Source organism: Sphingobacterium griseoflavum, assembly GCF_014653155.1.
Classification (GTDB): Bacteria; Bacteroidota; Bacteroidia; order Sphingobacteriales; family Sphingobacteriaceae; genus Sphingobacterium; species Sphingobacterium griseoflavum.
The window spans coordinates 120,237-146,237 of the sequence record NZ_BNAF01000010.1; the positions used below are offsets into that span (position 1 = coordinate 120,237).

The window sequence follows — 26,001 nt, forward strand, 5'->3', positions numbered from 1 at the left end:
TTTATAGGAGTTGAAAAATATCTGTCACGCCCAAAATTCTGCGTGACGTAAACCCTTCTGCATACCGAACTTGAATACTGCGCCCAAATTCGGATGCGCGGCCTTTCGTGGATTCCATAAAATCCGGATTAGAAATATAGGTCATTGGCTCGGTATCGCCCTCACTTGCATTAAACTGGGTACCATAAGCCAAAATAGATTTCTCCTTGATCGACCAAAACGGGGTGATGTCAATGAGTATATCCGGTTGTATATACTTGTCTTGTACCAGCTGAAGTTGCAGACGAGGCCTAAAGGCTTCCTGTACCTGTCCATCCAAGGCGGTTTCTATTCGACGCAAACCACTTAAAAAAAGCGCGTCGTTCACCAGTTTACTGGCACGGCCATGGTCCGGATGGCGATCTTCCAACGCATTGGTAATGACGATCTCCGGTTGATATTTACGTATGGCCCGGATAACGGATAGTTGGTTTTCTTCATCATTCATAAAAAAACCGTCTCGAAGGTTAAGATTTTCACGAACGTGAACACCTAATATTTCCGCCGCGAGGGCCGCCTCTTTCTTTCGCGTTTCCGCAGTTCCACGCGTCCCCAGTTCACCCCGCGTCAAATCTACGATACCGACCCACTTACCAGCCGCCACATATTTTGCAATGGTCCCCGCTGCGCCAAGCTCAGCGTCATCGGGATGAACCGTTATAACCATAAGATCCAACTTCATAAAAGTTCCTTTAAGGCGCAAATATAAAAGTTTAAACGTTTATTGTTCCGCAATCAATTGTTCTATTTTTGTCATAACGCGGGGGGATTGTGGATGAGTAAAGCTAAAAAAGTAATCACTAACCCTTCCCTGCTTATCGATCAAGTATTTATGGAAATTCCAATACGGACGAACGCCCATCGTCCCATTCAGCGATTTGTCGGATAAAAATTTATAGAGCGGGTCGCAATATTTACCAACGACATGTATCCGTTTAAAAACTGGAAAAGTCACCTGCTCATGTATACGACAGAACGTTTCCAGCTGCAAACCTGTCATCGGTTCCTGTTGTCGAAAGTCATTGGATGGAAAGGCCAATATTTCGAAACCGCGATCTTTGTAAGATTGATACAGCTTTTCTAGTCCTTGGAATTGTTTGGTAAAAAAACAGCGGCTGGCGGTATTCACAATAAGCAAAACCTTGCCAGAAAAATCTCGCAACGACTTTTTTTCGCCGTTGAACTGTAAGCCATTAAAGTCATAGACCGTTTGCATATCTCCTCCTTGGTTTATTTTACTGTATTGGTGATAAGTAGGGCATACTGCGCACCTATTGATTTATTAGTTAGCAGCCGGTATATCTATATCGTAGCTCCTTCAAGATCTGTGAAGACGACACACTCGCTGCGACCGCGCTAGTAGTTGTAAAGATTTTTCACGGGTCTTACGCGTTCATAGCCGCGAATAATATTTTCTATTTCAAAATCCTCTTGTGGATCGTACACCGATTTGAGATTATGTCCGAATACTTTTGCAACACCTTGATAGAAAAAAGCAGACAAGCTACCTTTCATTTCCTTAACCAGCTCGTAACTCGTATTACCAGTCTGTCGTTGCACAAGCTTAATCAAGATCTGTCCTTGCGAAACACTGAGGTTTTTTATTTCTGCATTGAACTTATTCTTTATTTCCTGTTCGCACGCTTTGATCAATCGATTTTCCTCCCGTTTGGAAGATACCATCGCTAGCTCCCTATCGAGCTGTTCGTACCGCTTCTGCGCATAAATAGCGTACGGTAAAACCCGAAGCACGTTCCTTTCCAGACGGAGATAGCGCTGTCTATCTTCTTCGGTCTTAAATGTCCGTCTCGCAACTACGACAACATCCTGAATGGGAAACCAAGGAAGCACCTCACCAGACGCTAATTTCGTAGTCATATATTGCTGCAAAACCTCCCCTTCTCCATCCCCATAATGCGGAACCTGCAGCGCTTGGCTCTTGCCTTTTTCCGGCAGGAACATTAGCAAAAAGCCCAACACTAGAATCCTCGTCATCATGAAATGGAAAATTACGTTTTTTTATATCTGTGAAATATTTGCTATATTTATATATTGTTTCCAACCGTTAGTAGACCTCCGGGAAAACGATAATAAAATTACAAACAAAAATATTTAAAAGCAACTTTTTTCAGCGTGTTTATGGAAGATTATGTGATTGACATTGAAGCAGAAAACAAGGAAATTAGGAAGAGATACCGCGCTTTACTTCGCGCTTGCAAACCAACCTTACAGCGTGGAGACAAACAAGAAATTCGAAAGGCTTTTGACTTGGCCTTAGAGAGTCACAAGGAGATGCGACGCAAGTCTGGCGAACCATACATTTATCACCCCATTGCTGTAGCACAAATTGCTGCGGAAGAAATTGGATTGGGAACAACTTCTATTGTTTGCGCCCTCCTACACGATGTCGTGGAGGATACTTCGGTAACCTTGCTAGATATTGAAACGCAATTTGGAAAAAAAGTCGCCCGCATTATAGACGGGCTCACCAAAATATCCGGAATCTTTGATCCGAACAGCTCCATGCAGGCAGAGAATTTTCGCAAGATGCTGCTTACATTGGCTGATGACGTCCGCGTCATTCTGATCAAATTGGCGGATCGGCTGCATAACATGCGAACGATGGAATTTATGGCGCGCCATAAGCAGCTGAAAATCGCATCAGAGACCAGTTATCTTTATGCCCCATTAGCACATCGGCTCGGCCTGTATGCCATCAAATCGGAATTGGAAGATCTTTCCATGAAGTATACCGATCCTGACACGTACAAGTTTATAGCACGCAAGTTAAATGAAAAAAAGGCCGAGCGGGAAAAGTTTGTCTCCGACTTTATAGGCCCTGTAAAAGACATACTAGAAGAGCAAGGTATAAAAGCGCAGGTTTTTGGCAGGCCAAAATCTATCTTTTCTATCTGGAACAAGATGCGAAAAAAATCAATCCCCTTCGAAGAGGTATATGATTTATTTGCGATTCGGGTCATCATAGATACGTCGACAGAGCGAGAAAAAACCGAATGTTGGAAAGTATACTCTATCATTACCGACCTATATCGACCAAATCCGGATCGATTGCGGGACTGGGTTTCATCGCCAAAAGGCAATGGTTACGAATCTTTACATACCACCGTCATGGGTCCTAGAGGCCAATGGGTAGAGGTGCAGATCCGTACCAAACGTATGAATGAGATTGCGGAAAAAGGCTTTGCTGCACATTGGAAATATAAGGAATCTAATTCCGATAGTGGTTTGGATCAATGGATACAGAAGGTGCGGAATATGTTAAGCAATTCGGAACAGAATGCTTTGGACTTTGTGGACGACTTTAAGATGAATTTGTTTTCGGACGAGATATTTATCTTTACGCCGAAAGGCACGCTCGTACAACTGCCCAACGGGGCGACAGCACTGGACTTCGCCTTTGAGATACACTCCGATATCGGCGCCACCTGTATCGGGGCCAAGGTAAACCATAAACTGGTACCGTTGAGCCATCCTTTGCAAAACGGGGATCAGGTGGAAATCATAACGTCGAGCAAACAGTCTCCAAAAGAAGATTGGCTGAATTTTGTGGTAACCGCCAAAGCCAAGTCCAAGATCCGATCTTCGTTAAAAGAGGAGAAAAGACGTGTTGCTGAGGACGGTAAAGAGATTCTCGAACGGAAGTTAAAATCGTTGAAAATCACGTACAACACAGATAATATCAACAAAATCGCAAACTATTTTAAATACCCAAGCTCACAAGAACTTTTTTACAATGTCGCAAAAGGTAATATAGACGTTAAGAATCTGCGCGAGTATGCAGCAAGTGAAAAATCGCCGGAGCATACGCACAACCAGTTCAATTCGCATATCTCTGGTCTCGTTGAAAAAATAAATAAAAAAGATGTAGATACCATTTTGATTGGAGATGATTATCAGCAAGTGGATTATACATTGGCCCCCTGTTGCAACCCTATTCCTGGTGATGATATATTTGGTTTTCTGACGGTAAATGATGGTATCAAGATACACCGGACTAGCTGCCCAAATGCTTCGAAACTCATGGCAAACTATGGGTATCGCATTTTGAAAGCAAAGTGGGCATCCTCGCAGGCGCAGGTTGCCTTTCTAACCGGCCTGCGTATCGTGGGGATTGACGATGTTGGCTTGGTTAACAAAATAACCAACGTGATTTCACAAGAGTTCAATGTCAACATTCGATCTTTGTCCATCACGAGCAATGAGGGAATTTTTGAGGGAAATATCATGGTTTTTGTAAACGATACCGAACAATTGGAAAGTTTGATGAAGAACTTGAAGGAAATCAGTGGCATAACGGGTGTGAGTCGTTATGATGCAGATCTATAATCTTTCGAATGTCATCATTATTAAAACCATCGTTTTTTACAGGAGAAAATGATAAATTTGTAAGGGATTTTAAACAGAAGTATGAATCAAGCCGAAAACTACCAAACGGTAAAGAAAATTTTCGAAGCTTACTTAGAGAACAAAAATCTAAGAAAGACGCCGGAACGTTATGCGATTTTAGAGGAGATATATTCTCGTTCAGACCACTTCGATGTGGAGTCTCTTTACATCCATATGAAGAACAAGAAATATAGGGTTAGCCGCGCAACGGTCTACAATACTTTGGAGTTGCTAGTTTCATGTGATCTTGTGACGAAACACCAATTCGGGCGGAATATGGCGCAATTTGAAAAATCTTACGGCTTCAAACAGCATGATCATGTTATCTGCATCGAATGCAACAAGGTTGTTGAATTTTGCGACCCTCGCATCAACCAAATTCAAAGTTTGATGGGCGACCTGCTAAAGTTTGATATCAAGCATCACTCGCTGAATCTTTATGGGGTTTGTGAAGACTGTCAAAAGAAAAATGAGTTGGAAGCACCTGCTGGAAGCAAGGCCGCTGTAATTTCAAATTAATGCAGTAATCGCAGATTATTGTATTACCTTTGTTCAGGAAAGAGAGGCGGAGCCTTTTTTTTTCTGAACTTTTATATTTTAGGGAGAGTGGAAACTATCATTTAATTTTAAATCTCAATATATCCAATATTATGCAAGTTGATGTGCTTTTGGGCCTGCAATGGGGCGATGAAGGTAAAGGAAAGATTGTGGACGTTTTTTGTCCGAAATACGATTTGATCGCGCGCTTTCAAGGTGGTCCTAACGCCGGACACACATTAGAATTTGACAACAAGAAATTTGTCCTAAACACCATTCCATCTGGAATATTTAACGAGGGCACGCTCAACCTAATCGGCAACGGCGTGGTAATCGATCCAATCATCTTGAAAAGAGAATTGGACAACCTACGTGCGGCAGGTTTTGATCCTGTAGGTAAAGGCAAACTCGTTTTGGCAAGAAAAGCACACCTGATCCTTCCAACCCACCAGCTCTTGGATGCAGCATCGGAGTCAAAAATGGGTGCGGGAAAAATTGGCTCTACCTTGAAAGGAATTGGACCGACTTACATGGATAAAACCGGCAGAAACGGTCTACGTGTCGGTGATATCACCTTGGTGGATTTCAACGAACGTTACGAAAAACTGAAAGCGAAACATTTGGAGATTCTCTCCCACTACGGAGAAATTCCTGATTTCAGCGAGAAAGAAAATGCTTTTTTAGCAGCCATAGACTTTTTAAGAACCATTCCGCATGTTGATGCAGAACATTTGGTGAACAGTTATCTCAAAGAGGGTAAAAAGGTGCTTGCAGAAGGTGCACAGGGAACGTTGTTAGATGTTGATTTTGGATCCTATCCTTTTGTTACCTCGTCGAATACGACCACAGCAGGCGCCTGCACAGGTTTGGGAATTGCCCCCGGTAAAATTGGTGCGGTTTATGGAATTTTTAAAGCCTATGCGACACGCGTTGGAGGCGGCCCCTTCCCTACCGAGCTAAACGACGAAACAGGCGAAAAGCTACGCCAATTGGGTCACGAATTTGGAGCTACCACGGGACGTGCCAGACGTACCGGATGGATCGACATCCCGGCGTTGAAATACGCAATCATGTTAAATGGCGTTACCGAATTGATTATGATGAAGGCTGATGTATTGGACAGCTTCGAAAAAATCTATGTGTGTACACACTACAAATATAATGGTGAGGTAATCGATTACATGCCTTACGAAATCATCACCAACACGGCGGAGCCTATTTTGGAAGAGGTTGAAGGATGGAACCAAGATATTACCGGCATTCGTTCAACAGCTGAAATACCAGCCGCGCTCAGCAATTATATAGCTTACTTGGAAAAAGCGCTGGAGGTGCCTATCAAATACTTATCTGTTGGTCCAGATCGTGTCCAAACGATAACATTGTAAGCAAAGTATGGCAAAAGCCATTTTTGAGGTTGATGTTGTATTGTTCAAGAAGAAAGCGCTCCATTGGTGCCAGCAGTTTTCGGAATGTTGCTTCTTGGAATCAAACGGATACGCAGATGAATACCATAAGATAGACGCGCTATTAGCCGTACAGGCAGTAGATTGCTATCGCGCAGACGGTGTTAACGATAGCTTCCTTGCATTAGAAGATTTTAGAACCAAGCATACGCTATCGTGGATGCTTGGTTTTTTTAGTTATGATCTGGGGAACGAAGTAGAGCAACTCTCACCCCGTCTGAACGGTGAAATGGTTTTTCCGGCACTCTATTTTTTTGTACCCGCAACAATCGTTCGCTTCATAGGGGCAACTGTAGAAATTGAATCCGAAAATCCCGAATACATATTTCAGTGTATAATTTCTACGGCCATTCCAACACAGGTAGATCTACCGAAGCGCGGTGACATCCGCGTGCAAAAACTTTTTTCAAAACGAGACTATCTCCATGCGTTCGAGAACATGCAGCAGCATATCCGACGTGGAGATATTTATGAAGTCAATCTTTGCCAAGAATTTTATGCGGAATCCGCGGTTATAGACCCTTTATCGGTGTATGAAAAACTAAATAGCATATCACCGATGCCATTTTCTTGCTTTTTTAAACTAAACGATCAATATGTTCTATGTGCTTCGCCTGAACGGTTTTTGGCCAAAAGAAAAGATTTATTGATTTCGCAACCCATCAAAGGGACAGCGCCGCGTGGCAAAACACCTCAGGAAGACCATGATATCATAAACGCATTACAGCAAAATCCAAAAGAAATCGCAGAAAACGTAATGATTGTCGATTTGGTGCGTAATGATCTGACGCGTAGTGCAAAAGCGGGCACTGTCGATGCTTCGCGCAAGTTGGCGGTACATACCTTCCAGCAGGTCCACCAGCTCATATCCACTGTAACGTGCACGAAAGCTACTACAGTATCCGACGTACAAGCGATCAAAAATACTTTTCCAGCGGGATCTATGACAGGCGCTCCCAAAATAAGTGCCATGCAACTATGCGAAAAATACGAAGGAAGCCGTCGCGGCATTTATGCCGGTGCTATCGGCTATTTTGCTCCCGATGGTGATTTTGATCTAAATGTAGTTATCCGTTCTATTTTGTACGACATGAAAAAGGGAAGACTATCATTTCATACAGGAGGTGCCATTACTTTGCATGCGGAAGCAGAAAAAGAGTATGAGGAGTGTTTATTGAAGGCCTCGGCTATTTTGACAACCTTGTCCGCGCATTTAGATTAGCCTGCGCACCGAAAACTGCAACAAACACCTGAAGGCAATTATACTAATCAAAATTTAGCAGAAAACACATATCTTTGAGGCATGCGTGTTCCCTTTATCGACATACATACCCATTGTACGGTGGAAAGTACAGCCCAAGAGTTCTCCTTGCCTAATATTATTATCGCTAAAAATTACCTTTACCCACTCCCTTGTTCGCTGGGCATACACCCTTGGTATATTGACTCCTCACCTACGGCTCAACTTGATGCATTACACGATCATGGAAGAAAAGATTCAGTTCTTGCGATTGGCGAATGTGGCTTGGATAAAGTATGCGACACCCCGTGGATTTTGCAGGAAGAGGTATTCCGAAAACAAATTGCATTTGCAAATTCAGTTGGTAAGCCCTTAATTGTTCATTGTGTTCGGGCTCACCAAGAATGTTTTCGTATTTTACGGGAAGAAAAAGTGCAAGTACCCGTTATTTTTCATGGCTTTGAAAAACATCCTAACTTGGCTCAAGAGATTTACCAGCTTGGATACTACATCAGTTTAGGTACATCCATTCTCGCTGGCAAAAAGAATGATTTGGTGCGTCAAGCGTTATTGGACAGGATATTCTTAGAAACCGACAATAAATCTACTAAAATAGTAGATATTTATAAGTATTTTTGCGCCGTTCGTGAGATTGACTTAGATCAATTTAAGGAACAGATATATAAAAACTTTACACATATATTTAATTATCAACTAGGAGCATGAAAGATTTATCGTGGTTGTCACGAACAGAAGCGCTAACGGGCCGGGAGGCTTTGGAAAAATTGGCGCACACACATGTGATGGTTTTGGGTTTAGGAGGTGTTGGATCATTTGCTGCCGAATTCATTTGCCGTGCTGGCGTTGGGAAGATGACGATTATCGATGGTGACACGGTAGATCCATCAAACCGAAACCGGCAACTGCCCGCACTGGCGACAAATCACGGAGTTGCAAAGGCGGAAATAATGCGCGAGCGTCTTTTGTCAATAAATCCCGAACTGAAGTTACATGTAGTCCAAGATTTTATTATTCCCGAAAAGATACCTGATTTGTTGGCCCTGGAACCAGACTATTGTGTAGAGGCAATAGATAGTATTACGCCAAAATTGTTCTTCATCCGTCGCGCGCTAGAGGCAAACGTTCCCTTCGTGAGCTCGATGGGTGCTGGAGGGAAAGTTGACCCGACAAAAATACGTATTGCAGACATCAGTAAATCGTTCAACTGTAAGTTGGCGCAACATATCCGAAAAAAGCTACGGAAGCACGGCATCCGTGACGGCGTCAAGGTTGCTTTTTCCACTGAACTCCCAAATAAGGATTCGTTGTTGTACACAGATGGCAGCAACTTCAAAAAGTCGGCCTATGGCACAATGTCCTATTTGCCAGCCGCGTTCGGAGGAGCCATAGCATCTGTGGCAATCCGTGATTTAATCGGGTTAAAGATCAACTAGCAGGACGACGTATTTTCTGCGTCAAATCAACCTAATTTTTTCAGACACTCTGCAATTATACTAATTTAATTAGTATAATTGCAGAGTGAATAGACAGAAACATTTTGCGATCGTCGATATCGAGACGACTGGTAGTCATGCTGGAGGAAGTCGTATTACGGAAATAGCGATTTTGATTCATAATGGTAAAAAGGTTATTGACCGCTATCAATCACTGGTTAACCCCCAATGTGCGATTCCGCTGCATATCCAAAGCCTGACTGGCATCACGCCTGATATGGTGGAAGGTGCGCCAATCTTTGAAGATATTGCTGAAGATGTCTACCATCTGCTTCAGGGAAAAGTTTTCGTGGCGCATAATGTCAATTTTGACTATACGTTTTTGGTAAAGGAATTGAAACAAGCTGGATATGATTGGCAAGCTTCAAAATTGTGCACAGTACGCTTGTCGCGAAAGATTTTTCCGGGACATGCCTCCTATAGTTTAGGAACGATATGCAAACACTTCGGTATTCATATTGCCGGTAGACACCGCGCCATGGGGGATGCTGAGGCTACAGCAAAGCTGGTTGATCTGCTGTTGGCGAGCGATAAAGGGAACTATGTTGATGAGGGCTTGCGGAAGAACATCGAACATCGTTTACCTACACACCTATCTATCGAACAATTCAATAAAATGCCGGAGACTGTGGGCATCTACATATTTCGGGATAAAAAGGGAAAAATAATTTACGTTGGAAAGGCGGTAAATATAAAGAAGCGAGTGCTAAGCCATTTCAGTGGGGCGAACACCGGCCTACGACGGCAGCAGTTTATCAATGATATCTGTTCCATTGAATTTGAAGAATCAGGAACTGAATTAATGGCTTTGCTTATGGAATGCCAGTTGATTAAGAAGCACTGGCCAATTCACAATCGCGCGCTGAAGCGGTATGAACCAAAATATACGCTTATACGCTATCAAGATATACGCGGATATGATCGCCTAGCAGTCAGCAAGATTAATCCCCAAATGCAAAGTCTACGCTCTTTCGAGACAGTCGCAGAAGCCAACCTTTTTCTCAGCAAGCTTATGGAAACTTTCTCTTTGTCACCGGCTTTGTGTACATTTTTTTCACCGGCCACGCAAACACGTGAAGACCGGAAGATTGACTATGAACAGATTCCATCCCTGACGGAATACAGCGAAAAGATGAACAGGGTTTTCGACCACCTCGAAAACGCCAAACATTCATTTATTTTGTTTGATACCGGTCGCCATGATACCGAAAATAGCTACATTTATTATAAGGAAGATAAACTTTACGCATTTGGTTTTATAGAATCGATGGACAATTGGTCGACTGTCGAGGACATTGTTTCCTATCGCGACAAATGTATCAGTAATTTTTACATGCAACACATCGTCCTGCAATATGCGGCGCGTTTCCCGGAGAAGGTCAATCATCTACCTAAGCTTTTGGAAGTGTCTTAGCTTTGCTTCATTTGGATGTTTAGACGATACCATTAGGCGTCTAACCCAAAAGATTTTTCGTGCAGGTGACGCCAATACCGGCGAGGAACATGTTGGAGATGTAATTTCATATTTTTTCGTTCTACAATATTGACCGACTTAAAGTATCGTTTCCATAGGTCTGCATAAAGCGGCTCATCAGCGGCGTAAAGATCCACGAGTGTACGGCTATTCGCCAAATTGCCTGGATCGGCAAAAGTAACCTCACTGGTCGTATGTTCGTCGTAATAAAGCCCGTAATGCCGTCGAATATCAAAAATTAGCCAACGTTGATCGGCGTATCTATCTTGGAAGTGCTTTCGAATAAGAGGCAGAACATTGAAGTCGGGTTCGATTAATGCAACAAAAAGTCCGTCTTGAAGTCGTTGAAAACGGGCAAAAGCCTTCATACGATGTCGTTCACGGGAAACTGATTTAACGATTTTCTTGAGCCGCAGCACTAAATCATGGCCAAAATTCAAACGTTCAGGCTGTTCAGACTGAAAGTAGTGGCGTGCTAATCGAATAATGAGCAGCGGTACGTCAGGAAGTTCGGAAAGGAAGGCATGCCAAAGTTCTAAGTAACCATTTCTTCCAATTTTCTCAATTAAACCCTTTTTGACCCGATCAGCTTTATCCTGTTGACTCACAACGTCATGTGCCGTTTGAAACATCCCTTTCTGTCTTGCGGCAGTATGGCTTAAGCTAAGGGGCATAATTTTATATTCAAACATCTCAAATATACTAGTCAGAATTCCCTCCCAAGTGCCATCAAAGTAAAGATCTACCTCCCGCATAACCTTAAAATAATTGTAACTGTTGCGTAGTGCTGCTTGTATACTTACTTTTTGACGAGTTCAAAATATAGCTCTTGATGAGATCTGCTCGTTTATCAGCATAAATTTGCAGGAAGCCTTTGCAACTTATAAAATACTTCGCTCTGTTGATTGCCACGCCGATTTTTCTTAGATGTTCGATATGCAGTGGGCCAAACTTACGTGCAGCGACAATTTTTTGTGCCGAACCGACGCCTATACCTGGCACACGGAGAATAAGCTGATAATCATCCTTATTAATATCGATAGGAAATCGATCCATATTCCGTAGTGCCCAGCTTAATTTTGGATCGATATCCAAATCCAGCAGCGGATGACTCTCATTTACAATCTCGTCCGCTTGGAAACCATAAAATCGCATAAGCCAATCGCTTTGATAAAGCCTGTTTTCTCGCGCCGTGGGTACTGCTGTTCCAATAGTTGGAAGGCGCTTATCATAGGAAATGGGTACATAACCAGAATAATAAACTCGCTTCATATTAAATTTATTATAAAAGTAATTTGCAGCCGTTATAATTTGCTGGTCTGATTCGCCACTGGCACCAATAATTAGCTGTGTACTCTGTCCTGCAGGCGCAAATTTAGGCGTGGTTTTGAACAGTTTGCCCTCTTCTTTCGTTTTAATAAGTTGATCTTTCAAATAGGTCATCGGACGGATCATATCTTTCCGATTTTTCTCTGGTGCCAACAATTTCAAGCCTGCATCAGTAGGAATTTCTAAATTGATACTCAGCCTATCTGCATATAAACCGGCCTCATGGATAAGCTCTGGAGATGCCGCTGGTATGGTCTTTAAGTGAATATAACCATTAAAATTGTGTTCTCTCCGCAGTTTTTTTGCAATTAATACCAAACGCTCCATCGTAAAATCCGCATCTTTAAAAATACCGGAACTTAAAAACAAGCCTTCTATATAATTTCGTCGATAAAAATTGATGGTTAAATCCACGACTTCCTGCACCGTGAATGCTGCTCGCTTTATATCGTTGCTTTTTCTAGATACACAATATGCACAATCATATATACAGTGATTGGTCAATAAAATCTTCAATAAAGACACACAACGGCCATCTTCTGTATAGGTATGACATATCCCTGCTCCGGTATTGCCTAAGCCATGATCTTTATTTTTACGATTGCTACCACTGGAACTGCAACTAACATCGTATTTTGCTGCATCTGCTAAAATTTCTAGTTTCTCTTTTATACGATCGCTCATCTCGCAAATATTTACCCAAAAATACTAATAATATTAGTATAATAGCAGGTTTTTTGCGATTTAGTTGCGATAAAGGGTATAAATCCCAAGACGCCCTTATAAAGTACCTACCACAATTTTTGCGAGCTTCTCGTAATCGAAATAACGTAGCGCGATATCCTGTACCTTGGCTGCCGTCATATTTTGAATGCAGGTGCTGTAATGTTCATAATAGTCATAATCCAAGTCAGAAAAGTAGATCGACTTAAATTTATCGGCATGGGAAAATATAGATTCTATACTTCCCAACATGGAACCTTGCATGTAATTTTTAACCAAATGAATTTCTTGATCTGTTGCCAACGTATTTCGTAACGTTGTGAACTCGTGCTCAATTTCCGTTAATGTGGCTTCCGTGGCCTCAACGGCTACTTCAGTCGCGATGGTGAAGAGTCCCGTATACTTCAAACTGGCGCAGGCTGATCCTATGCTGTACGTATAGCCTTTATCTTCCCGAATATTTCGCATCAAGCGCGATCCAAAGTAACCTCCGAAAAGCGTGTTGACAAATTGAAGCGCAGGATAATCAGGATGTGTACGGTTAATAGTGGGCATACCCAATCTAATGGCAGACTGTATGGCTTCAACCTTGTTCTCCACCAAAAGCTTGGGCTTGAAGGTGGGTAATTGAGGTATCGTAAACGCAATGCCATTCGCAGGTTGCTGCCATTCGCGTTCAAATAGCGTACGTACCTGTTCGATTACATCCGCTGTTATATTTCCCGAAAGAAGCAACGTGCAATTGCTGGCTTGAATCTGCCTTTTGTACAAGGCCATCAAATCCTCCCGGTTAAGCTGGTCGTAAGTTTTCAAGGTCGGCGTGACGCCATAACGTGTTGCACCGAAAAGATTGGTATAAAACAGACGTCTTGCAACGTAGTCATTCTTCTGCAACGATATCTGTAACGTTTGCTTGTTGTTGCGCACATAGGTTTCCAACTCGGCTTCCGGGAATATAGCGTTGTTTAACACGTCATGTAATACCGGTAAAACAGCACGCACGTGCTTGGTCAACGTATACAAACTGATGGCTGTATGATCGAAGCTGTATTCGGGCATCAAGTAACTTCCATAAAAGTCGATTTCTTCCGCTATTTGCGCGCTGGTTCTGCTTTGCGTCCCTTCTTTCATCATATGGCTCAAGCAGGTATTTAAAAGCGGATTTTCCTCAGCAGTGAAATGATTTTGAAAAATAAATTCTGCCTTTATTAACTCTTGATCCTTCGCTTGAAAAATAAAAACCTTTAGGCCGTTATCGAAAAGTATTGCCTCGGGTGCGATGAGCGACATACGCTGGATGTGATGTCGTTGTGGTGCTAAGCGTCTATTCAGCATGCGTTGTTTGTTTTGCGTGGTAAAGTAAGGTTGATGAATTTTCTGCACGAAAAATCTGATTAGCGATCCGTTTTAGATCATCGCTCGTTACGGCCAAATATTTATCGACTTCAAGATTATACAAATTTGCGTCGCCCAATGCTTCGTAGAAAGCCAGGTTCATGGCTTTATCTAAAATCGATAGTTCGGCAAATACCATCGTTGACTCGATTTTATTCTTCACCTTTTGCAATTCCATCTCGCCCACAACCTCGTTGCTTATGATATGCAGTTGGTTCCAAAGCAATGCTTCAGCATCGGCCAACGACACGTCCTGTAATGGTTTTCCTTCAATAACAAACAAATTGCTATCTATCGAACCCATTACATACGCGTTCACTTCGCTAAAAAACGGTTGGTCTTTCACCAATGCCCGATAGAGCCGGGATGAACTTCCGCGTGATAAGATATCGGATAATAAATCCATAACTGGATAGTCGGGATGCAAACGGTCCACGCCATGAAAAGCGAGGTATAAGCTATCCACGGGCACGTCAGCCACCACTATCTCCCGGCGGGGCTCCAACTGTTGCGGCTCTTGAGGGAGATTTCTTGGTCGACGCGGCTTTGACGGAATATTTCCAAACCACTTCTCGGCCAGGGATTTTATTCGATCCGCATGCACAGCACCCGTCACCACCATAATAGCGTTATTTGGTACATAATGTTGTTCGAAAAATGCCTTAACATCTTCCATAGAAGCATGCTCGATGTGACTAATGGATTTACCGATTGTAGCCCAATTGTATGGATGCACCTTATAGGCCAACGGCCTCAATTTCAACCAAACATCTCCGTAGGGTTGGTTTAGATAGCGTTGCTTAAACTCTTCAATGACTACACTTCGCTGTACTTCCAAGCTTTGCTCGCTAAAGGCTAAACTGAGCATGCGATCACTCTCCAACCAAAACGCGGTTTCCAAATTCTCTGCCGGTAGGGTGATATAATAGTTGGTAATATCGTTGCTGGTAAATGCATTATTTTCGCCACCAACTTCTTGCAAAGGTGCATCAAAATTTGGAATGTTTATGGAGCCTCCGAACATCAGGTGTTCAAATAGATGCGCGAAACCAGTCTTGTCTGGCGATTCGTCGCGAGCGCCTACATTGTAAAGCATGTTCAAGCAGGCCATTGCGGTTGTTGGATCTTCATGTACAATAACGCGTAAACCGTTATCAAGCGTAAATCGTGTGTAATCTATCATGAAAAGCTTAGGATTGAAATAGTTAGGTTATCCAATTGATGTCTTTTTTCAGCAAAGAAAGGGTTTTCTCCTCCAACGAATTCGGTCGTGGTTTGAAATCGTAGGCCCAATTTGCCTGCGCGGGCAAGCTCATTAGAATAGATTCTATGCGTCCGTTGGTTTCGAGACCAAAGCGGGTGCCCGAATCGTAGACCAAGTTGAATTCAACATAACGACCTCGCCGCAAAAATTGCCATTCCTTCTCTTCCGCAGTATAGGGTTTACTCCGGTTCTGATCCACAATTTTTGAATATGTTGGCAAAAATGTGCGGGCTAAATCACAAGAAAATAAAAAAAGCTGTTCCTCCGACAGCCCCGTCTTTTCCGGGTTCAATTTGTCGTAAAAGACACCTCCGATACCCCGCGTCTCTTGCCGATGCTTGATAAAAAAATAATTATCGGCCCAACTTTTGAAGTCGCGGTAAAAATCCGGGTGATGCCTGTCACATACATCCTTCATCGACCGGTGAAAAAATCGCGCGTCGTCCTCAATCACATAATGTGGTGTTAGATCTATCCCCCCACCAAACCATCGAATCTGTTCATTTAACTCAAAATAACGCACATTCATGTGGATAATGGGGATCCATGGGTTTTCCGGATGAATGACAATACTGATACCTGTTGCGAAAAAGTCATCATCATCTACAGCAAAAGCACGCTTGATACTCTCCGGCAATTTGCCCTCTACGGCAGAAAAATTCACCCCACCCTTTTCTATAATATTTCCATGTTGGATGATACGGGTTCGTCCACCGCCGCCGCCTTCGCGGTGCCAAATTTCTTGTTTAAAAGAGCTTTTCCCATCCAACTCTTCAAGTCCCTCAGTAATTTCATCTTGAATGGCTTGGTAGGTTTCTGCAATTTTTTCTTTTGTAAGGATCATTAAGACAATTTTGATGCGAGGTTGTTGACCTCCAAATTAGCAGATTGTTTGTTATAAAGAATCTGGTATACCATATTACATATCGGCAATTCTAGGTCATATTGTTGTATAATATTGTGTATACAGGCCGATGCGTAATAACCCTCCGCCACCATGTTCATTTCCAATTGTGCGGATTGAACGGTGTATCCCTTACCGATCATGTGTCCGAAAGTACGGTTACGGCTAAATTGCGAATAGGCTGTGACGAGCAAATCACCCAGATATGCTGACGCATTGATATCTCGATCTGCTTCCGGATCAATCGCCGTCAAACAAGTTTCCATCTCGCGAATCGCATTAGAAACCAGCACGGACATAAAGTTGTCGCCAAACCCCAGACCATGGCAGATACCGCCGGCCAGCGCGTAAATATTCTTCAGCACCGCACCGTATTCTACACCATATACGTCGGTAGATAAAACTGTATTGATATACCGATTACGAAGCAACGAGGCAACGCGCTCCGCCTTGACTGTGTCTTTCGCGGCAATTGTCAGATAGGATAGTTTTTCGGAAGAAACCTCTTCGGCGTGGCAAGGGCCACCAATCACCACAATATTTTCTGCCGGAATTCCATAGACTTTCGACAAGTAGGATCCAACGATCAAGTTCTCATCCGGTATAATTCCCTTTATCGCCGTCACAACCAATTTTCCCTTAAAATCTTCAGCCCCCACACCATGCAGAGCTGCTTTCAAATAGGCTGAGGGCGTATTGAGGACTACGATGTCGGATTGACGGATAACATCACGGGCATCGGTAAACAAATTCTTCGGTTCTATACGAAGTTCTACCGCACTCAGATACGTTGGATTATGTTTATACGTTCGTACATAGTTTAAATCCTCTTCTTTTCGAATCCACCAAAGCACCTTCTTTTTTTTCTGGTTATCGCCCAACATCTTGATCATCGCTGTAGCCCAACTTCCACTTCCCAGCATACCGACTTTTTGTTCGGTTTCTTCCATTATCTGTTTGTTAATTTTTAGCTAACAAATATACGTATAAAAAATGGACCCCTGTCAAGACGGGCGGTCAATTTATATACTTCTCACAGAGGTTATGACTTTTTTAGAACGTCTATTTAAGCACTTCTATAGGCAATTTAGTTACAATATCCTTTAACTCATCAAGCTTAAAACCATCTCCCTGCAATTTGATAAGGTATCGATCTTTGTAGATAAATGCGATATCGGAATCGACGACATTCCCCTCTTGCTTTGGCTTGGTTTCACGCGTAGCGGCACGGAATCCATGGACATGCTCATTCTTTGTTACTTCATAATCAGATTCTTTTTCGGACTCCATTGTAAGGCCCATTGCCATCAAGGACACTATTGCGGCTCCGGTTTCGCCCGCACCGTCGGTCAAGGTCAACATGAGTTCTTTATCATCTTGTGCTTCATAAACCGCATGCCCCGATGCTACATCCACACCGTAGGCTTGATTTCCTCCAGCATAAGCTGATCGACGCCAACCGTTCAAGGTCTCCGGGAAAAATGATTCCACCTCTTCATCACTCATTTTTGTCAGCTTCTTTAGGTTGGCCTGCTGCAACTCCATCTGAGCAGCACCATCCTCCATGCTATCAAGACTGCCTGAGTCTTTTGCTGCGCTCATGTTCCTTCCAGCATCCTCCTGATCCGAATCCTTTGATTCAGAACCAGCGTTGCATCCAAGCAGCATGGCGGTTGAAAGCGCCAAAACCCAGGCATATTTGAACTGTTTTCTCATAGATTGATTGTTAAAATTATATCGTACAACTTTTAGCAAAAACGCGTCCAAATATTTTAAAAGGATAACCGCAAATGTATGCACACGCTATTTGCGTCCTAAGCAGCAACATGTTGAGATAATTTTTTATACCTTTGTAAAATTTACGAGCTATACGGTATGTAAGAACTGATTATTTCGAAAACAACAAAGTACGCTAGGTCAAATAACGGCCCTGCAATTGTATCATTTTCTATATAATCATCATGCTTACTATACACGACGTAACTTACCTACACCCCGATAGGGAATTGCTTTTCCAAAATCTTAGTTTTTCCATTTCCAAGTTGCAGAAAGCCGCATTAATTGGCCATAACGGAAGCGGAAAGTCAACGTTATTAAAACTTATTGCGGGTGAACTACGCCCTTTTTCCGGGATGATAAGTGTGGACGCACCATTTTACTACGTCCCGCAACTAGTTGGACAATACCATGCAACAAGCATTGCCGATGCGCTTGGACTGGGAGATAAACTTCGCGCCTACTACCGCATCTTAGAAGGGGATGTAGATAGCGAAAACTTTACGGCACTGGACGACGACTGGGAACTTGAAGAGCGCTGTCAGCTAGCATTAGCTGAATGGGGATTCCCTAGGCAAGACCTACTGCAGCCTATCACAACGTTAAGCGGCGGACAAAAGATGAAAATTTTCCTAGCTGGAATAAGCGTACGTGAGCCCAAGCTACTGTTGATGGATGAACCAACCAATCACTTGGATGCAGAAAGTAGGGAAATACTGTATGCATTTATTCGCCGCAGCAGTATGTCGATGTTGGTGGTCAGCCATGACCGCGAATTGCTTCGCTTGTTGGATTCGACGTATGAGCTCAGCTCGACGGGCGTAACGCTTTATAGCGGAAACTACGATTTTTATAAACAGCAGAAGGATCTTTCCTTGCACGCGCTTCAGCAATATATTCACGGACAGGAAACGGCGATACGGAAGGCAAAGGAAAAAGAGCGCATTGCGATAGAGCGCCAGCAACGGACAGATGCACGTGGAAAGAAAAAACAAGAGAAAGCTGGCGTGGCACGTATCATGATCAATACTTTGCGCAATAAGGCAGAGAACAGCGGTGCAAAGCTTAGGAGCCAGCACGCCGAAAAAATGGATGGCATGCGCGCCGAATTAACAGACTTGAGAGCCAGCAGACCTGCAGCTAATACCATGCAATTTGGTTTAGCAGCCAGCGGCCAGCATCATGGCAAACTGCTAGTGAAAGCTACAAGACTTAACCTCAATTTTGGAACCGAAAACCTTTGGCAGACGGACCTCGACTTTCAGCTTCGAAGCGGCGAGCGTATACACCTCCAAGGTGCCAATGGCTCCGGGAAGACCGCTTTGACACATATCATCCTTGGGAAAACCGAGCCTTCAAGCGGAATATGCATTAGGCAGCCACATCAAGCATTTTACATTGATCAGGACTATAGCTTCTTGAAACCCGAGCTGACTATCTATGAACAAGTGCAACATGCCAACGATGGCGGGCTTTTAGAACACGAGGTGAAGACGAAATTGAACCAATTTCTTTTCACCGCCCCTATGTGGGATCGGTATGGCGAGCAACTGAGTGGTGGTGAAAGGATGCGCCTCGCTCTCTGTTGTCTTGCATTAAAAAAGGAAAAACCAGACGTGCTCATTCTTGACGAACCCACGAATAACTTAGACATCCAAAATATCGAAATATTGACCGCAGCAATAAATGAATATAAAGGAACACTGATTATTATATCACACGACCAAACATTTACGGATGCCCTGTCATTACAGCGATCGATCAAGCTATGACCCCGGTCACGCGCAACCATCAGGCCCGCACGAATCGCCATTGACCACATCAAGGCGGCTGCCATTTTTTTGCGTCCAACCGTCAAATGCCTTTTGCAGCGTGTCTCGAAAGACAGTAATATCTTGGGCGCCGGATATAGCATACTTCCTGTCGTAAACGAAGAATGGAACGCCACGCACCCCCAGCTGTTGAGCTTCGTAGATATCTTGGCGAACCTCATCTTCGAACACCCTGTTTTCCAAGGCATGCTCCAATGCGGTACCATCTAAACCGAGCTGTGCCGCAATACGCTTCAGCAAGTCCATGTCATCGATATTTTCACCCTCGGTGAAATGGGCTTGGAATAACAGCTCTTCTGCTTGATCCTGCTTTCCATATCGTTTGGCGAAATGAGCCAACTCGTGTGCACGAAAGGAATTCGCAACAATAGCTTTGTCTAGCCTGAATGTTAATTGCTCTCCCTTAGCCATTTCCGTAACCTGCAAGCACATGGCTTCCGCTTGGGTACGTGCCATGCCTTTGCTTTGCGCTAAACTATCGTAATAATCCAGTGTCGTATCGGTTTGCAAATGGGGGTTCAACTGATAGCTTTTCCACTCCAAATCCACCTGATCTTTAAAAGGAAGCCTATCCAGCGCCTGTTCAAATTTCCGTTTCCCAATATAGCAGAATGGGCACATCACGTCGCTCCAAACTTCTACCTTCATCTTCTCCATCGTCATAAAATTTTATCTAAATGTACGCAACTGGTTTTTCACTGCTAAGCTTCATCCGCAAATATGACATTAGGCGGAAAAACGATAGAGATCGCAAATACCAATTTTTTATTTTAGGATACAATAGTGTCTTTTGACAAGATGTAGCGAAGCTAAATTCGGAAAGCCGACAGCAACATGCTTGTCAACCGAGGAATGGCCAGCACGTTTTTCTTTTTATTTAAAAACGGAAAGAGTTCAAAAAAGGATGAGCTTTGACGTGGCGAAGTTAAAAAGATCTTCTGCTATGATGGTATTTACAGCAAAGCAAGCAGCCTCAAAATTAGATTCCTGTTGAGGCTGCGCTTAGGTTGTTTCTACTTCAGATCGAAACGATCGAGATCCATCACCTTCGTCCAAACTTTTACAAAGTCGGTGAGGAATTTGTTTTGGGCATCTGCACTACCATATACTTCAGCGATTGCCCTGAGCTCAGCATGGGAGCCAAAAACAAGGTCCGCTCGTGTGGCTGTCCATTTGGCAGCATCGGTTTTTCTGCATCGCCCTTCATACACTTCCTTATTGCTATCGATCGCCTTCCAAACCGTATTCATATCCAACAGGTTTACAAAAAAATCGTTGGTGAGCAGGGCTGGCCGATCGGTAAAAACGCCATGTTTCGATTCATCAAAATTAATGTCCAAAACACGCAAACCTCCAAGCAGCACGGTCATCTCAGGAGCTGTCAAAGTAAGCAGTTGCGCCTTGTCGATCAAAAGCTCTTCCGTAAAGGCCGGAGCATTCTCTTTGCGATAGTTGCGGAAACCATCAGCAAGTGGCTCTAGGTACCCGAATGATTCAACATCCGTTTCTTCCTGCGAAGCGTCCATGCGACCCGGCTTGAACGGCACAGTGATGGTGTGTCCGGCATTCTTCGCTGCCGTAACCACGCCAACACATCCTGCCAACACAATGAGATCGGCCAAAGACACCCGTTTATCATCCTGCTGGGCAGCATTGAAATCTCGTTGGATCGCTTCCAGTGTCTGCAATACCCTACTAAGCTGCCGAGGATTGTTTACTTTCCAGTCTTTCTGTGGTGATAGCCGAATACGTGCCCCATTTGCTCCTCCCCTTTTGTCGGAGCCGCGGAATGTCGAAGCCGATGCCCAAGCTGTTCCAACAAGCTCGGATACGGATAGGCCAGATGCTAGAATTTTTATTTTTAACGCTGCGACATCTGCCTCGTTGACCAAAGTATGATTCAATGTCGGGATCGGATCTTGCCATAATAAAATTTCGGCGGGAATCTCTGGACCCAGATAACGTGCTCGCGGGCCCATGTCACGGTGTGTTAATTTGAACCAAGCTTTCGCAAAGGCTTCAGCCAGCAAATCAGGACTTTCCAAAAAACGACGTGATATCTTTTCAAATTCAGGATCAAAACGGAGTGCCAAATCTGTAGTGAGCATGGTCGGGCGATGTTTTTTAGTAGGGTCGTACGCATCTGGAATAATGTCACCCGCATCTTTTGCTACCCACTGATGTGCTCCGGCAGGGCTTTTTGTTAGTTCCCATTCGTAAGCAAAGAGATTTTCGAAAAAGTTGTTGCTCCACTGTGTTGGTGTTTTCGTCCAAGTCACTTCCAAACCACTGGTGATGGTATCAGGTCCTTTTCCCGAGCCGTAATCATTGGCCCATCCTAACCCTTGGGCTTCTATTCCCGCGGCCTCTGGTTCTTTTCCAACATGGGTAGCGGGCGCTGCGCCATGTGTTTTTCCAAAGCTGTGTCCGCCAGCGATCAAAGCCACCGTTTCCTCATCATCCATTGCCATCCGTCCGAACGTATCACGAATATCTTTCGCTGCCAATAGTGGATCAGGATTACCATCCGGTCCTTCCGGATTGACGTAAATAAGTCCCATTTGTACCGCTGCAAGCGGTTTTTCCAAAAATCTGGTATGCGTATCTCCATCAGCATCATCGTCCGAAACCACCACACCATGCGCTTTATCCGCTCCATCCGATCCGTGCGCATAGCGCTCGTCACCGCCAAGCCAAGTCGTTTCCGATCCCCAATATACATCTTGATCCGCCTCCCATACATCAGCTCTACCACCTGCGAAGCCAAATGTTTTGAAGCCCATTGATTCCAATGCTACGTTGCCCGTCAAAATTAACAGATCTGCCCAAGATATTTTATTACCATATTTCTGCTTTATTGGCCATAATAGGCGTCGAGCCTTGTCCAGGCTGACATTGTCAGGCCAACTGTTTAATGGCGCGAAGCGCTGCTGACCAGTGCCTGCACCACCACGGCCGTCGCCTACCCGATACGTTCCGGCGCTATGCCAAGCCATACGGATAAACAATGGGCCATAATGCCCAAAATCTGCTGGCCACCAATCCTGCGAATCCGTCATGAGTGCGTGCAAATCCTGCTTGACAGCCGCAAAATCAAGACCGTTGAATGCTGCTGCATAATCAAAATCGTTCCCCATGGGATCAGTGAGCGTTGAATGCTGGCGGAGAATATTTAGCTTCAATTGGTTTGGCCACCACTCACGGTTGCTCGTGCCACTACCGGCAACCGGAGATTTCATGCTGCCATTGTGAAAAGGACATTTGCTGATGTCGTTTGCTTGGTTTTCCATTTGTATAATCTTTTATATTGAGTTAACACATTCCACGAAAGTATGTTTTTCTTTCACTGATAAAGATAATTTATTACAATGATAAACTCTAATCGATAAATTCTATACATCATCGTTAGCGACGATTATTTCGATTAAAATTTGAAATTATGCTACAATTCGCCATTATTATAAACGCGAAGACGTATATTTAGCGCTGTTAAAACCATCTATTTGAAGGATTACCTATTATTCATCGATACAGAGACATCTGGCATTCCCAAACGTTGGAACAGACCGTATTCCGATGATAAGAATTGGCCAGCCGTCATTCAATTGGCTTGGATTATCTATACTGCTGACGGTCAAGAGATCAAACGGTCGAGTAAATACATTTATGAGCATGACATAGCAATTAGCGCCACATCACGGCAAATACATGGCATAACAATAGATTTTTTGAAAAATCATGGTGGTCGGCGTAAAGATATTTTACGCAAATTCGCCTATGATATCAAAAAATACACACCCCTTATTATCGGCCATTTTGTGGAGCTCGATGTACAGGTCCTGAGTGCAGACTTCTTTCGTGCGCAGCTGCAAAACCCGTTTCAAAATCAAGCGTTATTCTGTACGATGCTTGTCAGCAAAAAATATGCGGTTAACCCATCGTCGGAGTACCTCAGACTGGTACAGTTGCATGAAGAGTTATTTGACGAACGTCCTAGGGAAATTCATGAGGCAGAGCATGATGCGGAGGTTACGGCGCGTTGCTTTTTCGAAATGCGCCGACGAGAAACTGTCACAGAACAGGACATAAGTTCACAACAATTACGGTTTACGCGAGAGCTAAAGCTTGAAGATAAACAGCAATCTTAATAAGCAAACATATGCAGCACATAGTAGAACTTCTAAAACGAACCAAGCCCTTTGACATACTTCCAGAGAGTGTACTGGTTGGGGTATCGGATACGCTGCTGCTGACCCGGTATTCGAAAGACACTTTGGCCTATCGCCAAGAAATAACAGCCATGAAAGGCGTAGACATATTGGTAGAGGGAGAATATGAAACTTTCTTTTTCGACACGGCGGAGAACAAAAGATCCATCGAAATCCATCACTCTCCCTACTGCTTCGGCGGAATATCCGTCTTACTGAACCGAACAAAAGCACTAAAGTCGGTAATGGCCAAAAAAGGAACTGTGGTGTACAGTCTACCCCGGAAAGAGTTTTTGGAACTATGCAGCGCTTACGAAGACTTTTTTCAGTTTTACACGACGGACTTCGGAAAACGTATGCTGGATGATGAATTTTCCCACTTCGTAAAAACACCGGCCAGTTTTGAAGAAAGCTACATTGCGGCGGAGCAATTGTACTCTCGTAAAATCGATGGAATCATCTATAAGGATATTGTATCGTGTCCTGCTGAAACACCAATTTTTGAAGCTGCCCAACATATGGCCCGCAATCGCGTCAGTTGTCTCTTTATACAGGATAGCCAAGATAATATTATCGGCTACGCAACCGACATGACATTACGAGACAACGTTATCGCACGCCGTATCGATGCGGACAAGCCTATAGCAAGTGTAATGGATAATCCTATCCTCTCTATCTCCCATCAAGCTTATCTATATGAAGCCGTTCTAATGATGTTCAGCACAAAAGCTCGGTATTTATTAGTGGAAAAGGAGCATAAATATGTGGGCTTTTTGAGCAGGAATAGACTGCTAAGTGAGCAAGGACAATCGCCTTTGGTGTTCATCCAATCGGTAAAACTTGCAGAGACTACCGACGAACTACGCCAAAAGTGGAACTATGTACCCGAGGTGATCAAACAGTTGCTAGGTAGAGGGATTAATGCCGAAATCACCAATCAAGTCATCACCACTATTGCCGATACCATTGCAATCAAGGTTATTGAAAAAGTAATTCGCGAGATGGGTGAGCCGCCGGCAAAGTTTGTATTCATGATAACAGGCAGTGAAGGACGCAAAGAACAAACGCTCAAAACAGATCAGGATAACGCAATTATCTATGAAGACAAAGCTAATGAGCAGCGGGAGATGGTTCGAGCATATTTTTTGGCATTTGCAGAAAAAGTCTCCGACTATTTGAACGATATCGGTTTCGTTTATTGCAAGGGCGGATATATGGCTAGCAATCCTGATTGGACACATTCATTATCCCATTGGAAAAAAAACTACAAAAATTGGATTGAAGAAACTGTCCCTGAAAATGCGATCAAGTTCTCCACTTTTTTTGACTGTAGATTTCTTTATGGAGACCGTCAAATTATCGAGCAATTAAAAGAATTCTTGGAAGACGAGCTGCAAAAGCCTAATGATCGTTTCTTTGCTTTTATAGCCAAAAATGCATTACAGTACGAACCACCGCTTACGTTCTTCAAAAACATAAAAACAGAAACGAGAGGAAAAACAGAGGTTTTCAATATAAAAAATGCGATGACGCCCATTGTAGACCTTGTTCGCGTTTATGCATTGAAAAAAAGGGTATATGAAGAAAATACCGGCGCAAGGCTTAAAAAGTTGATGGAGCTAGGCGTGTTTACGGCGGAGCAATATCAGGAGCTCTATCAAAGCTATTACTATCTCATGGCTTTACGTCTGCGAAATCAAGCCAATCAAATATTAGTAGAAAAAATAGAACCCAACAACTACATCAGTATAGACAAGTTAACGAAGATTGAAAAAGTCACGCTGAAAGAAATCTTTAAAACGATCCAAAATTTTCAAGTGGGTATAAAAATGCGGTTTACGAACAACCTTCTAGGCTGATCTGAATACCGTATATTTCTCCATCGCTAGCGTATTG

22 protein-coding genes are annotated in these 26,001 nt (G+C 43.4%); 10 read left to right on the forward strand and 12 right to left on the reverse strand.

Going from position 1 to position 26,001, the window contains the following annotated elements:
- Position 1: 1 nt before the first annotated feature.
- The 3 genes from bshB1 to IE165_RS13830 all read right to left on the reverse strand — a co-directional run bounded on the left by bshB1 (position 2) and on the right by IE165_RS13830 (position 2,037).
- Positions 2–721, reverse strand: a complete 720-nt coding sequence (gene bshB1 / locus IE165_RS13820; protein WP_189627229.1) for a bacillithiol biosynthesis deacetylase BshB1 — start codon at positions 719–721, stop codon at positions 2–4.
- A gap of 39 nt (positions 722–760) precedes the next feature.
- Complete coding sequence (locus IE165_RS13825) at positions 761–1,255, reverse strand: glutathione peroxidase (RefSeq protein WP_189627230.1); 495 nt, start codon at positions 1,253–1,255, stop codon at positions 761–763.
- Positions 1,256–1,395: 140 nt separating this feature from the next.
- Complete coding sequence (locus tag IE165_RS13830) at positions 1,396–2,037, reverse strand: DUF4294 domain-containing protein (RefSeq protein ID WP_229826565.1); 642 nt, start codon at positions 2,035–2,037, stop codon at positions 1,396–1,398.
- A 141-nt stretch (positions 2,038–2,178) separates the two neighbouring features.
- Between IE165_RS13830 and IE165_RS13835 the strand changes: the two genes are divergently transcribed.
- The 7 genes from IE165_RS13835 to IE165_RS13865 all read left to right on the forward strand — a co-directional run bounded on the left by IE165_RS13835 (position 2,179) and on the right by IE165_RS13865 (position 10,614).
- Positions 2,179–4,386, forward strand: a complete 2,208-nt coding sequence (locus IE165_RS13835; protein ID WP_189627231.1) for a RelA/SpoT family protein — start codon at positions 2,179–2,181, stop codon at positions 4,384–4,386.
- A gap of 81 nt (positions 4,387–4,467) precedes the next feature.
- On the forward strand, positions 4,468–4,965 hold the full coding sequence (locus IE165_RS13840; protein WP_189627232.1) for a Fur family transcriptional regulator: 498 nt from the start codon (positions 4,468–4,470) through the stop codon (positions 4,963–4,965).
- A 131-nt stretch (positions 4,966–5,096) separates the two neighbouring features.
- Positions 5,097–6,368, forward strand: a complete 1,272-nt coding sequence (locus IE165_RS13845; RefSeq protein WP_189627233.1) for an adenylosuccinate synthase — start codon at positions 5,097–5,099, stop codon at positions 6,366–6,368.
- Between the two features lie 7 nt (positions 6,369–6,375).
- Positions 6,376–7,668, forward strand: a complete 1,293-nt coding sequence (locus tag IE165_RS13850) for an anthranilate synthase component I family protein (RefSeq protein ID WP_189627234.1) — start codon at positions 6,376–6,378, stop codon at positions 7,666–7,668.
- A 120-nt stretch (positions 7,669–7,788) separates the two neighbouring features.
- Positions 7,789–8,412 carry a TatD family hydrolase gene (locus IE165_RS13855; protein WP_189627235.1) on the forward strand — a complete coding sequence of 208 codons (624 nt, stop codon included), beginning with the start codon at positions 7,789–7,791 and terminating at the stop codon, positions 8,410–8,412.
- Positions 8,409–9,140, forward strand: a complete 732-nt coding sequence (locus IE165_RS13860; protein ID WP_189627236.1) for a tRNA threonylcarbamoyladenosine dehydratase — start codon at positions 8,409–8,411, stop codon at positions 9,138–9,140. Before IE165_RS13855 ends, IE165_RS13860 begins: the two co-directional genes overlap by 4 nt.
- 85 nt (positions 9,141–9,225) lie before the next feature.
- Positions 9,226–10,614, forward strand: coding sequence for an exonuclease domain-containing protein (locus IE165_RS13865; protein WP_189627237.1), 1,389 nt, complete (start codon positions 9,226–9,228; stop codon positions 10,612–10,614).
- 32 nt (positions 10,615–10,646) lie between these two features.
- Here IE165_RS13865 and IE165_RS13870 read toward each other — a convergent pair whose 3' ends face one another.
- From IE165_RS13870 to IE165_RS13900, 7 genes are all read right to left on the reverse strand, one after another.
- The gene (locus tag IE165_RS13870) at positions 10,647–11,429 is read right to left on the reverse strand and encodes a TIGR03915 family putative DNA repair protein (protein WP_189627238.1); all 783 of its coding nucleotides are present in this window, start codon (positions 11,427–11,429) and stop codon (positions 10,647–10,649) included.
- Between the two features lie 4 nt (positions 11,430–11,433).
- Positions 11,434–12,687, reverse strand: coding sequence for a putative DNA modification/repair radical SAM protein (locus IE165_RS13875; RefSeq protein ID WP_189627239.1), 1,254 nt, complete (start codon positions 12,685–12,687; stop codon positions 11,434–11,436).
- Between the two features lie 96 nt (positions 12,688–12,783).
- Positions 12,784–14,061 carry a M16 family metallopeptidase gene (locus IE165_RS13880; protein ID WP_189627240.1) on the reverse strand — a complete coding sequence of 426 codons (1,278 nt, stop codon included), beginning with the start codon at positions 14,059–14,061 and terminating at the stop codon, positions 12,784–12,786.
- On the reverse strand, positions 14,051–15,304 hold the full coding sequence (locus tag IE165_RS13885) for a M16 family metallopeptidase (protein WP_189627241.1): 1,254 nt from the start codon (positions 15,302–15,304) through the stop codon (positions 14,051–14,053). The genes IE165_RS13880 and IE165_RS13885 overlap by 11 nt, the downstream gene beginning before the upstream one ends.
- 22 nt (positions 15,305–15,326) lie before the next feature.
- Complete coding sequence (gene hemF / locus IE165_RS13890) at positions 15,327–16,226, reverse strand: oxygen-dependent coproporphyrinogen oxidase (protein ID WP_189627299.1); 900 nt, start codon at positions 16,224–16,226, stop codon at positions 15,327–15,329.
- A gap of 2 nt (positions 16,227–16,228) precedes the next feature.
- Positions 16,229–17,239: an NAD(P)H-dependent glycerol-3-phosphate dehydrogenase gene (locus IE165_RS13895; RefSeq protein WP_189627242.1), complete on the reverse strand. Its 1,011-nt coding sequence runs from the start codon at positions 17,237–17,239 to the stop codon at positions 16,229–16,231.
- A 112-nt stretch (positions 17,240–17,351) separates the two neighbouring features.
- A complete protein-coding gene (locus IE165_RS13900) occupies positions 17,352–18,005 on the reverse strand; it encodes a hypothetical protein (RefSeq protein WP_189627243.1) in 654 nt (217 codons plus the stop codon).
- Between the two features lie 245 nt (positions 18,006–18,250).
- Between IE165_RS13900 and IE165_RS13905 the strand changes: the two genes are divergently transcribed.
- Complete coding sequence (locus IE165_RS13905) at positions 18,251–19,837, forward strand: ABC-F family ATP-binding cassette domain-containing protein (protein ID WP_189627244.1); 1,587 nt, start codon at positions 18,251–18,253, stop codon at positions 19,835–19,837.
- 6 nt (positions 19,838–19,843) lie between these two features.
- Here the strand turns inward: IE165_RS13905 and IE165_RS13910 are convergent, their stop codons facing one another.
- Together IE165_RS13910 and katG are read right to left on the reverse strand one after the other, a co-directional pair.
- Entirely contained in the window at positions 19,844–20,554 is a 711-nt protein-coding gene (locus IE165_RS13910) for a DsbA family oxidoreductase (RefSeq protein WP_189627245.1), read from the reverse strand.
- A gap of 356 nt (positions 20,555–20,910) precedes the next feature.
- A complete protein-coding gene (katG, locus tag IE165_RS13915; protein ID WP_189627246.1) occupies positions 20,911–23,187 on the reverse strand; it encodes a catalase/peroxidase HPI in 2,277 nt (758 codons plus the stop codon).
- A 213-nt stretch (positions 23,188–23,400) separates the two neighbouring features.
- Between katG and IE165_RS13920 the strand changes: the two genes are divergently transcribed.
- Together IE165_RS13920 and IE165_RS13925 are read left to right on the forward strand one after the other, a co-directional pair.
- A complete protein-coding gene (locus IE165_RS13920) occupies positions 23,401–24,045 on the forward strand; it encodes a 3'-5' exonuclease (RefSeq protein WP_189627247.1) in 645 nt (214 codons plus the stop codon).
- An 11-nt stretch (positions 24,046–24,056) separates the two neighbouring features.
- Positions 24,057–25,964, forward strand: a complete 1,908-nt coding sequence (locus tag IE165_RS13925) for a DUF294 nucleotidyltransferase-like domain-containing protein (protein WP_189627248.1) — start codon at positions 24,057–24,059, stop codon at positions 25,962–25,964.
- Positions 25,965–26,001 lie beyond the last annotated feature (37 nt).

Excerpts from the sequence above, each read along its gene's own strand:
- bshB1 (WP_189627229.1), bottom strand. The coding sequence starts at position 721 with ATGAAGTTGGATCTTATGGTTATAACGGTTCATCCCGATGACGCTGAG.
- IE165_RS13825 (WP_189627230.1), bottom strand. The coding sequence starts at position 1,255 with ATGCAAACGGTCTATGACTTTAATGGCTTACAGTTCAACGGCGAAAAA.
- IE165_RS13830 (WP_229826565.1), bottom strand. The coding sequence starts at position 2,037 with ATGATGACGAGGATTCTAGTGTTGGGCTTTTTGCTAATGTTCCTGCCG.
- IE165_RS13835 (WP_189627231.1), top strand. The coding sequence starts at position 2,179 with ATGGAAGATTATGTGATTGACATTGAAGCAGAAAACAAGGAAATTAGG.
- IE165_RS13840 (WP_189627232.1), top strand. The coding sequence starts at position 4,468 with ATGAATCAAGCCGAAAACTACCAAACGGTAAAGAAAATTTTCGAAGCT.
- IE165_RS13845 (WP_189627233.1), top strand. The coding sequence starts at position 5,097 with ATGCAAGTTGATGTGCTTTTGGGCCTGCAATGGGGCGATGAAGGTAAA.
- IE165_RS13850 (WP_189627234.1), top strand. The coding sequence starts at position 6,376 with ATGGCAAAAGCCATTTTTGAGGTTGATGTTGTATTGTTCAAGAAGAAA.
- IE165_RS13860 (WP_189627236.1), top strand. The coding sequence starts at position 8,409 with ATGAAAGATTTATCGTGGTTGTCACGAACAGAAGCGCTAACGGGCCGG.
- IE165_RS13870 (WP_189627238.1), bottom strand. The coding sequence starts at position 11,429 with ATGCGGGAGGTAGATCTTTACTTTGATGGCACTTGGGAGGGAATTCTG.
- IE165_RS13875 (WP_189627239.1), bottom strand. The coding sequence starts at position 12,687 with ATGAGCGATCGTATAAAAGAGAAACTAGAAATTTTAGCAGATGCAGCA.
- IE165_RS13880 (WP_189627240.1), bottom strand. The coding sequence starts at position 14,061 with ATGCTGAATAGACGCTTAGCACCACAACGACATCACATCCAGCGTATG.
- IE165_RS13885 (WP_189627241.1), bottom strand. The coding sequence starts at position 15,304 with ATGATAGATTACACACGATTTACGCTTGATAACGGTTTACGCGTTATT.
- IE165_RS13895 (WP_189627242.1), bottom strand. The coding sequence starts at position 17,239 with ATGGAAGAAACCGAACAAAAAGTCGGTATGCTGGGAAGTGGAAGTTGG.
- IE165_RS13900 (WP_189627243.1), bottom strand. The coding sequence starts at position 18,005 with ATGAGAAAACAGTTCAAATATGCCTGGGTTTTGGCGCTTTCAACCGCC.
- IE165_RS13905 (WP_189627244.1), top strand. The coding sequence starts at position 18,251 with ATGCTTACTATACACGACGTAACTTACCTACACCCCGATAGGGAATTG.
- IE165_RS13910 (WP_189627245.1), bottom strand. The coding sequence starts at position 20,554 with ATGGAGAAGATGAAGGTAGAAGTTTGGAGCGACGTGATGTGCCCATTC.
- katG (WP_189627246.1), bottom strand. The coding sequence starts at position 23,187 with ATGGAAAACCAAGCAAACGACATCAGCAAATGTCCTTTTCACAATGGC.
- IE165_RS13925 (WP_189627248.1), top strand. The coding sequence starts at position 24,057 with ATGCAGCACATAGTAGAACTTCTAAAACGAACCAAGCCCTTTGACATA.